Genomic DNA, 7,995 nt, shown 5'->3' on the forward strand with positions numbered 1-7,995 from the left:
CTAAGCGGTGCTAAGTTCTCTCGCCCTCGCTATCTCTCTTTCCCACTCACCCACGTTGACGGTTTTCCTCAAACGGAGATTACTATGACCTAGTTATTTTAGATATACACTTACCTGGTGATATTGACGGATATGATATATTGTTAAGACTAAGAAGTGCAAAAATCAAAGTTCCTGTCTTAATACTTTCATGCATATCCGCTGTCAATCACAAAGCTAAAGGACTCGGGTATGGTGCCGATGATTACTTAACCAAGCCATTTCATAAAAGCGAGTTATTAGCTCGAATTAAGGCCATAGTGCGTCGTACTAAAGGCCATCCTGAATCGGTGATAAAGATTGGTAATATAAATATCAATTTTGATCACAGGGTTGTTGAGGTGAAAGGTAAAACGGTTCACCTTACTAATAAAGAGTATTCTATGATAGAATTGCTAGCACTGCGTAAAGGAACAGTACTAACAAAAGAAATGTTCTTAAATCATCTTTACAATGGCTTGGATGAACCTTCAGATAACAAGATAGTTGATGTTTTTATGTGCAAATTACGTAAGAAACTTGAAAGTGCAAATGATGGAAAAAGCCACATAGAAACCGTTTGGGGCAGAGGGTATGTTCTGAAAGAGTATATTGATGATGATGAATATTCTAATGTTAATGTAGGCGAAAGTAGTGATGGCTATCAAGCAGAACAAGTGAAGGACAACGCATGAAATGCCTACACATTTAAATATAGCATGGCTTATATCGCACGTATCATGTGAACGCCTAGGCGAAATATAAGCCGAGTTCTGTTTATGTAGCTATTTATCTGGAGTAAATGTTACCATTTACCGCATGCGATTTACCCGAGTAGATATGAGGAAAACATAAAATCTACTTCTATTTAATCTTGCTCCTAGTGTTGGTTACTCGACTACCAATGTTGCCATTGCCATGGTGTGCTCTTACCACACCTTTTCACCCTTACCTAAAAATATTTTAGGCGGTAATTTTCTGTAGCCCTATAACTGGAGTTACCTCCGGCGGGCATTACCCGTCACTATTTTTCCTTGGAGCCCGGACTTTCCTCTGCTATGTTTATCACACAACAGCAGCTACTTATTTCACCTAGGAATTATACTTTAACATGAAAATCACAAAAGCAAAAGACAATTTCCTAACAGTCTACATATTAAAAACATTTAGACAAATAGCTAAAGGTGATATTCCGGCACATCATCACTATCCCAAGATAAGCTTTTTTCACTTTTAGACTCCGCTTCAGTTAGTCAAGAGCCTGGTCCACCGCTTGAAGACGATGAGCTACTTCTTGATCGACTACTACTTTCTACTGATATACTATTTAGCACTGTTTCAGATTGATATATAGTTCGCATTCTGTTACCAGTGGTAAAAATTTCTTCATCGCTACTTGAAGATGATCGCCTTCTATAACCCAAATCAGTTAGTTCTAATACAGGAGCAGCATTACGACCCTTAACATATCTATATGCTATGAATCCTATAATTCCAACAATACCTATTGCTCCAACCAAAGATCCCCCTATCATTCCTGCCTTATTAGACCCTATAGCAAGTTGAGTAGGTTGTGGTGAAGAAGTAGACTGAGGAAGTAAAGTCGTGGTGAATATAGGAGTTGTTGACTCTTTTGTTCTAGTACTTGGTATACTAAATACTGTTTGTGTAGTTTTCTCTGAGCTTGTTGTTGGCGCAGTTGGTTCCACTGTTACTGTGCTTGTTTGAGTCGTTGACTCTGTTGAAGGTTTATTCGTTGTAGAAGTAGGTGCAACGGCTTCTGTTGTTGGCTTCACTGTTACTGTACTTGTTTGAGTCGTTGACTCTGTTGAAGGTTTACTCATCGTAGAAGTCGACGCACCAGTCGCTGCTGTAGGTTTTACAGTACTTATTTCAGTTTCCGAAGGCACATTAGTTGACGTTGCAGTAATCGTGGTTGCTTGTGAAGTAGCAGTTGTTTTTGTTGCTGTTGTTGGCTCCACTGTTACTGTACTTGTTTGAGTCGTTGACTCTGTTGAAGGTTTATTCATTGTAGAAGTAGGTGCAACGGCTTCCGTTGTCAATTTAGTAGTCTTCACAGCGTCGGTTTCTGCTGTGCTAGTAATTGCAGCAGTCGGCGTCTTCTTAGAAGTCACAACCGTTTCTGCAACAGTTATAGGAGCTACGGTACTACTAGAAATAATATCTGGCGTTAATCGACCGTTAATGATATTAACAAAATCACTGAGAGTTTTGATGCTATTTGCCGGTATTATTGTTGCTTCAGAAGATTTTCCAGAGCCGTTTTGATTAAAAGTTACAATATTTTCTCCACTTACCGCAGTTACGATAAAACCACCCTGACCGTTGCCTTTAATATATAATTGCTCTATAGGATCTGTAAATTGATAGATAGGAAAATCTGACACTGATCCATTTTTAAGTAGAGTTGCTATATGTAACCTCTGCTCATTAGCTGATTGGTCATTTTCAAGAAAAGCAACTAGATCATTTCCTTCCGTTTGTTCAACATACTGCAAAAAGCTTATTTCATGTTCTCTAGAAAGAGATAGTGCTTTATTATCTATTTGACCTTTTCGATTACCAAGTAAAAAGCCATTAACTCTATCCTTCAGACCCTGAATCACTTTAGCCATATCAAATTTAAAAATACGTGTTTTTCTCACCTCTTGATTTTCCTTAGTAATCCTTTTGCTCACTTGCGAATAAAGCATCGTGTTTCCATTTAATGCCAATTGCTCCTGATTATCAAAATTGAACAATTTTCTTTCTGTAACACCTTTTTCTCCAGTCAATACCTTAAATTTTCCGCTCTCGCTTGACTTTAAGTACCAAGAAACTAAAGTTTGATCCTTTAAGTTATGGGCGATTACAATTACGTCACCATTACCAACTTTCACTGCTCTTGGTTGAAAGTAACTATTGCCCACATTTGCAAGACTATTATTATCAATATTCTTTTGTAATTTTCTTTTATCTAAATGTTCAACTGAAGGAGTATTAACTGATTGTTTAATTCCGTAAGTGTTAAAAGATAAGCCTTTAACGCATTTTTCTCCTTCTTCGCTAATTCCTTCTTCAGGAAAGATAACTCCAACTTTATCTATTTCAGCTGAATCTTCTATTAATGTGAGAGATAATTGATCTTTGAATTCATTTGCTACGCTGATATTTGTACCACATTCGTATGTTTTTGATTGATATAATGGACTAATAAGTAATTTTACTTTACTGCTCCCATTACCATTATCTTGATAGCTGAGTCCGTAAGCAACTCCATTCCCCTCAATTAATTCTACGTTTGTTGGATTAAAACCTATCGCTTCTTTAATTTCCGGTGTATTTGAGTTGATCCCGAGCAATCTTCTTAATATAGACATAATTTTATTTAAAATATTAATAAAATGCTATTATGATTACTCCTGTGTGTTAATGTCAATGAAAATTTTAACTAAAATTAAAAAATTAATATAATATTTTATACTAAAAGGTAAATATAAGCTTGAAGAGGGCTAAGAAGCTTTATGCTATTTCTCAAAAAACCAACAATTGCAATCATTGGTTCTACAGGTATAATCTGTTAAAGTTTACACGAGTCTCATGAATGATAGAAAAAGAAGAGCAGTTTAGTTTTACATCAGAAAACCTCAAGAAAGCGGGAAAGTTTATAGAGATGTATCCCAAAGGTAGAGAAGGTAGTGCTGTTATGCCTTTACTATATCTGATTCAAGAGCAATGCGGATGGGTTTCTGAATCTGCTATGCGTTATGTTGCTGATATGCTGCATATTCCACATATTCGTGTATATGAAGTGGCAAATTTTTACACCATGTATAATTTAAAACCAGTAGGCAAATATCTAATACAAATTTGTAGAACAACTCCTTGCTGGTTGTGCAATAGTGAAGAAGTTTTAAATACCTTTAAAAAAAAACTTGGAATCAATATCGGTGAGACTACTAAAGATAATTTGTTCACTTTAAAAGAAGTTGAATGCCTAGGTGCATGCGTTAATGCTCCCGTTGTGCAGATCAATAATGACTTCTATGAAAATCTTACTCCTGAGAAAGTAGAAAACATCATAACAGAACTTTCAGGCAAATAGATGAAAGAAGAATTTTCATTCAAGAGAATCAAGCAATCAGGTTCTGCAAGAGTTGGAACAATTAAAACTCCAAATGGAAGCGTAGAAACCCCCGCTTTTATATTCTGCGCAACAAAAGCTGCAATTAAAGCTGCAGATATTGAAAGAATAAGTGAAGCTGGTACCCAAATCATACTTTCCAACACCTATCACCTAATGCTTCAACCAGGAGAGAATACTGTTGCAAAACTTGGTGGTTTGCGCAAGATGATAGGATGGAATGGGCCAATGCTAACTGACTCAGGTGGATATCAGATATTTAGCTTAGGCCACGGATCAGTTTCGGAAGAGATAAAAGGAATAAGAACAAAACAAAAAACTTTGATCAAAATTAATGAGGATGGGGCAATTTTCCGTTCTTACATTAATGGTAAAATTTATTGCTTAACTCCTGAAAAATCTGTACAAATTCAACAGAAATTAGGTGCAGATTTAATCCTAGTTTTAGATGAATGCACTCCATTTCACGTAAGCAAAGAATACACAGCAAAATCAATGCTCATGAGCCACAGATGGGCTGAACGTTCTTTAAATGAATTTGAAAAAAACAATAATGGCAAGCAGGCACTGTATGGAATTAGTCAAGGCGGAGTGTATCAAGATTTACGTAGAGAAAGTTGTGATTTTATCAACGATTTACCATTTTTTGGTCAAGCAATAGGTGGATCACTTGGTCAAAGTAAAGAGCAGATGCATGATGTAGTTTCTTTCACTATGGACCACCTGAAAAAAGACAGGCCTACTCATTTGCTTGGTATTGGTGGAATTGTGGACATCTTTCGCGGAGTAGAGCTTGGAATTGACACGTTTGATTGCGTGCATCCAACCCGCTTAGCAAGGCATGGTGGCGCACTTGTTAAAGTAAAAAACAGAAATTCTATTTCTTCAAAGTGCAAAGAGCATATTAATTTGCGGAATCAACGATTTGAGCTGGACAACAACCCAATTGAAAGTGACTGTTTATGTTTTACCTGCAGAAAACATTCAAGAGCTTATATACACCATTTACTGAAAGCTAAAGAGCTCCTGGCTTACACGCTCGTTACCATTCATAATATTTTCTTTATGAATAAGTTAATGGCATCAATAAGGCAGGCTATATTAGATGATAGGCTAGATCGGGAGAAAAATAATTGGATTAGTGAGACACCACTACACTGTGAATTATACACCTAGTTCATATTTTTCTACGCTTATTTTATATTCCCTAAAACAGAAAAAGCCTTCCTCTTCCTACTCTTTCTTCCTTGGCTAATCCATAGTTAGCGTTTTTTGCACATGTGCGTTGCATTTTTTAATCTTCTTTAAAAACTTGACAATACATGACAACACTGGTATGTTAAAAATATAGTTTTTGTGAGGTATTTATGGTTAACAATAAAGAAAAACATCAAATAGCGTTTTGCGTTTCAGCCGTTACATTCTTAGCTGGGTTATCATTAATCGCAACTGCAATTGCAGTGGGTACCGTACCTGCTATAGCTGCTTGTCTAGTGATAGGAGGAATTTTGACTGTCTTGTCTGGTGTGCAAGCAGTAGAAAGCTATTTATTTTTACGAAACAGCGAGAAAACTTTGAATAAACTGATAAGTAATATACGCGATGAACCAGAAAGCAAACTTTTTATAGAAAGGATTTTGCAACCGTTCATTGAACTTTTTAGTGAGCTTAAGCAACATAATTAAGGTACACTAAGCTTTAAGCATAGAAACCACTTTATCGTAACTTGGCAATGATTCAATTTCTCCAATTGCAGCTAGAGTGGTTTTTTCATGCTGAGATAACAATTCTTCTGCTGCTTTTTTTACGTTAGCAGTGGTAACTGCACTAATTTTTTCTATTAATTCATTTTTACTGATGTACCTATTATAGTTACCGTAGTAGTGTCCCAATGTTTCAGCACGTGAGCTAACACTTTCGCGTGACATTAAAATTTGGGATTTTACTCGCTCTTTCACTCTATTTACTTCTTCTTCCTTCAGATCATCTGTAGACAACTTCTTCAACTCTGTCGTTATAGATTTTAAAAGCTTATCTAAGTTACTACTGTCTGTACCAGCAAAAATGGAAAACATTCCTGTATTAGTATAGCTGGAATTAAATGAATAAACAGAGTAAGCTAATCCCTGCTTTTCCCTTACTTCCTGAAATAAACGTGATGACATTCCGCTCCCTAATATAGAATCAAGCACTTGAAACGTGTGATATTTATCGTCATGGCGAGAAACACTAGGTAGACCAATTAGCAAGTGTACCTGATCTAATTTACGATGTTCTAAATACTCACCACCAGTACAGCTCGCATTTTGGCTTTTTTTCAGCTTTTTAGAATGAATCTTTGAGAGAAAATCTTTGGTTAATGCAACAACTTCTTCATGTTCAACATTTCCTGCAACGGCAAATAGCATATTCTCACCAAAGTAATGCTCATTTATGTAATTATCTAGATCTCCTCGAGTAAAAGATTTTACAGTATTTTGCGTGCCTAAGATTGACCTACCAAATGGTTGGTCTTTATAAGCTGCTTCAAAATATTTGTCGAAAATAATGTCACTTGGTGAATCATTAGTTTGAAAAATCTCTTGTATTACAACACCCTTCTCACGTTCCAATTCATCTTCTGGAAACGTGGAATTCATCAATATATCTATTAATATATCAATACCAGTTTTTATGTCTTTCTTGAGGACTTTTGCATAATAGGTGGTGCTTTCCCTACCGGTGCTAGCGTTGAAAACTCCACCTATGTCATCAAAAGCTTTTGCAATTTCAAAGGCAGTTCTTGTCTTCGTCCCTTTGAAAGCCATGTGTTCTAAAAAATGGGATATTCCATTTTGCTTTGCACTTTCTGCTCTACTGCCAACACCAACTCGTATGCTTAAAGCTACGGAATCAATATCACGCACCTGCTCAGTTATTATGCGCAGACCATTATCTAATTTTGCTACCCGGGGTATATTCATCTCATATATTCTTCTAAGTTCTCTTCTGCAAAATCCCAATTAATCAAATGATCAAGGAAAACTTTTATGTAGTCAATTCTACGGTTTTGACAATCTAAATAATAGGCGTGCTCCCACACATCCATAGTGAGTAGTGGCACTTGGCCATAAATTATTGGCAAATCTGCATTTGGAGTCTTGGTGATTTTGAGCTTTCCTAACCTACCTTTTTCGAGCACTAACCATACCCATCCACTGCCAAACTGGCTTACTCCATGACTCGAAAATTCTTCATAAAATTTATCAAAGCCACCGATATCGTCTTGAATTTTTTTTGCTAGAAGACTACCATCTTTAGGCTTACCACCACCATTTTTTTTCATTGAATTCCAATAAAAAGTATGGTTCCAAACTTGTGCTGCATTATTAAATATAGGCAAGTTGCCGCTATTACCATGCACTTTTGTTATTAATTCCTCAATTTTTACATGTTGATAATCCGTATTTTCAACTAGCTCATTGAGTTTATTTAAATATCCTTTATGGTGCTTATCATAATGAAAATCTAAGGTTTTTGCAGATATATAAGGCTCCAAAGCTGTTTTATCGTATGGTAATTCAGGTAAAGTAAAACTCATAAAAACCTCTTTATTTCTAACCTACTTGGATGGTAGGGCAATATATGCTTTTGTGCAACATATAATTAATAGCTAAAACATTTAGGTATCTATTGCATTATTCTAAATTATACTACAATAACGATTATTATATAAGCCATAGAAATGGATTAAATGCAAAAGTTACTTGACACCCTTCGCCAACCCCCTTATCATGAAACTGAAGCTATTGTATTTGCTTTCGCCAATCTGCAGATTAAAAGGTAAGGATTAC

At 36.0% G+C, this 7,995-nt stretch carries 6 protein-coding genes, 1 other RNA gene and 1 pseudogene; 4 read left to right on the forward strand and 4 right to left on the reverse strand.

What is annotated here, in order from left to right; translation table 11 throughout:
* Positions 1 to 65: 65 nt before the first annotated feature.
* Positions 66 to 713 (forward strand): annotated as a pseudogene (locus tag OZD62_RS06035) (response regulator transcription factor); the annotation flags it as partial.
* Positions 714 to 764: 51 nt separating this feature from the next.
* Here OZD62_RS06035 and rnpB read toward each other — a convergent pair.
* Positions 765 to 1,114: RNase P RNA component class A (gene rnpB, locus OZD62_RS06040), an RNA gene on the reverse strand.
* 157 nt (positions 1,115 to 1,271) lie between these two features.
* Positions 1,272 to 3,398 carry a hypothetical protein gene (locus OZD62_RS06045; protein WP_275019661.1) on the reverse strand — a complete coding sequence of 709 codons (2,127 nt, stop codon included), beginning with the start codon at positions 3,396 to 3,398 and terminating at the stop codon, positions 1,272 to 1,274.
* A 224-nt stretch (positions 3,399 to 3,622) separates the two neighbouring features.
* Here OZD62_RS06045 and nuoE point away from each other — a divergent pair, with 224 nt between their 5' ends.
* The 3 genes from nuoE (at position 3,623) to OZD62_RS06060 (ending at position 5,847) form a co-directional block, all read left to right on the forward strand.
* Positions 3,623 to 4,123: an NADH-quinone oxidoreductase subunit NuoE gene (nuoE, locus tag OZD62_RS06050; RefSeq protein ID WP_275019663.1), complete on the forward strand. Its 501-nt coding sequence runs from the start codon at positions 3,623 to 3,625 to the stop codon at positions 4,121 to 4,123.
* Positions 4,124 to 5,338 carry a tRNA guanosine(34) transglycosylase Tgt gene (gene tgt / locus OZD62_RS06055; protein WP_275019664.1) on the forward strand — a complete coding sequence of 405 codons (1,215 nt, stop codon included), beginning with the start codon at positions 4,124 to 4,126 and terminating at the stop codon, positions 5,336 to 5,338.
* A gap of 191 nt (positions 5,339 to 5,529) precedes the next feature.
* Positions 5,530 to 5,847: a WD_0736 family protein gene (locus OZD62_RS06060; protein WP_010082444.1), complete on the forward strand. Its 318-nt coding sequence runs from the start codon at positions 5,530 to 5,532 to the stop codon at positions 5,845 to 5,847.
* A gap of 6 nt (positions 5,848 to 5,853) precedes the next feature.
* On the opposite strand, the gene OZD62_RS06065 is transcribed toward OZD62_RS06060, so the two are convergent.
* Together OZD62_RS06065 and OZD62_RS06070 are read right to left on the reverse strand one after the other, a co-directional pair.
* Positions 5,854 to 7,125, reverse strand: coding sequence for a M16 family metallopeptidase (locus tag OZD62_RS06065; protein WP_275019666.1), 1,272 nt, complete (start codon positions 7,123 to 7,125; stop codon positions 5,854 to 5,856).
* The gene (locus tag OZD62_RS06070) at positions 7,122 to 7,742 is read right to left on the reverse strand and encodes a superoxide dismutase (protein WP_010082437.1); all 621 of its coding nucleotides are present in this window, start codon (positions 7,740 to 7,742) and stop codon (positions 7,122 to 7,124) included. The genes OZD62_RS06065 and OZD62_RS06070 overlap by 4 nt, the downstream gene beginning before the upstream one ends.
* Positions 7,743 to 7,995: the final 253 nt, after the last annotated feature.

Origin of the sequence: Wolbachia endosymbiont of Drosophila seguyi (assembly GCF_028981765.1) — a bacterium.
Classification (GTDB): domain Bacteria; phylum Pseudomonadota; class Alphaproteobacteria; order Rickettsiales; family Anaplasmataceae; genus Wolbachia; species Wolbachia pipientis.

Coding starts and splice junctions, on each gene's coding strand:
- OZD62_RS06045 (WP_275019661.1), bottom strand. CDS start 3,398: ATGTCTATATTAAGAAGATTGCTCGGGATCAACTCAAATACACCGGAA.
- nuoE (WP_275019663.1), top strand. CDS start 3,623: ATGATAGAAAAAGAAGAGCAGTTTAGTTTTACATCAGAAAACCTCAAG.
- tgt (WP_275019664.1), top strand. CDS start 4,124: ATGAAAGAAGAATTTTCATTCAAGAGAATCAAGCAATCAGGTTCTGCA.
- OZD62_RS06060 (WP_010082444.1), top strand. CDS start 5,530: ATGGTTAACAATAAAGAAAAACATCAAATAGCGTTTTGCGTTTCAGCC.
- OZD62_RS06065 (WP_275019666.1), bottom strand. CDS start 7,125: ATGAATATACCCCGGGTAGCAAAATTAGATAATGGTCTGCGCATAATA.
- OZD62_RS06070 (WP_010082437.1), bottom strand. CDS start 7,742: ATGAGTTTTACTTTACCTGAATTACCATACGATAAAACAGCTTTGGAG.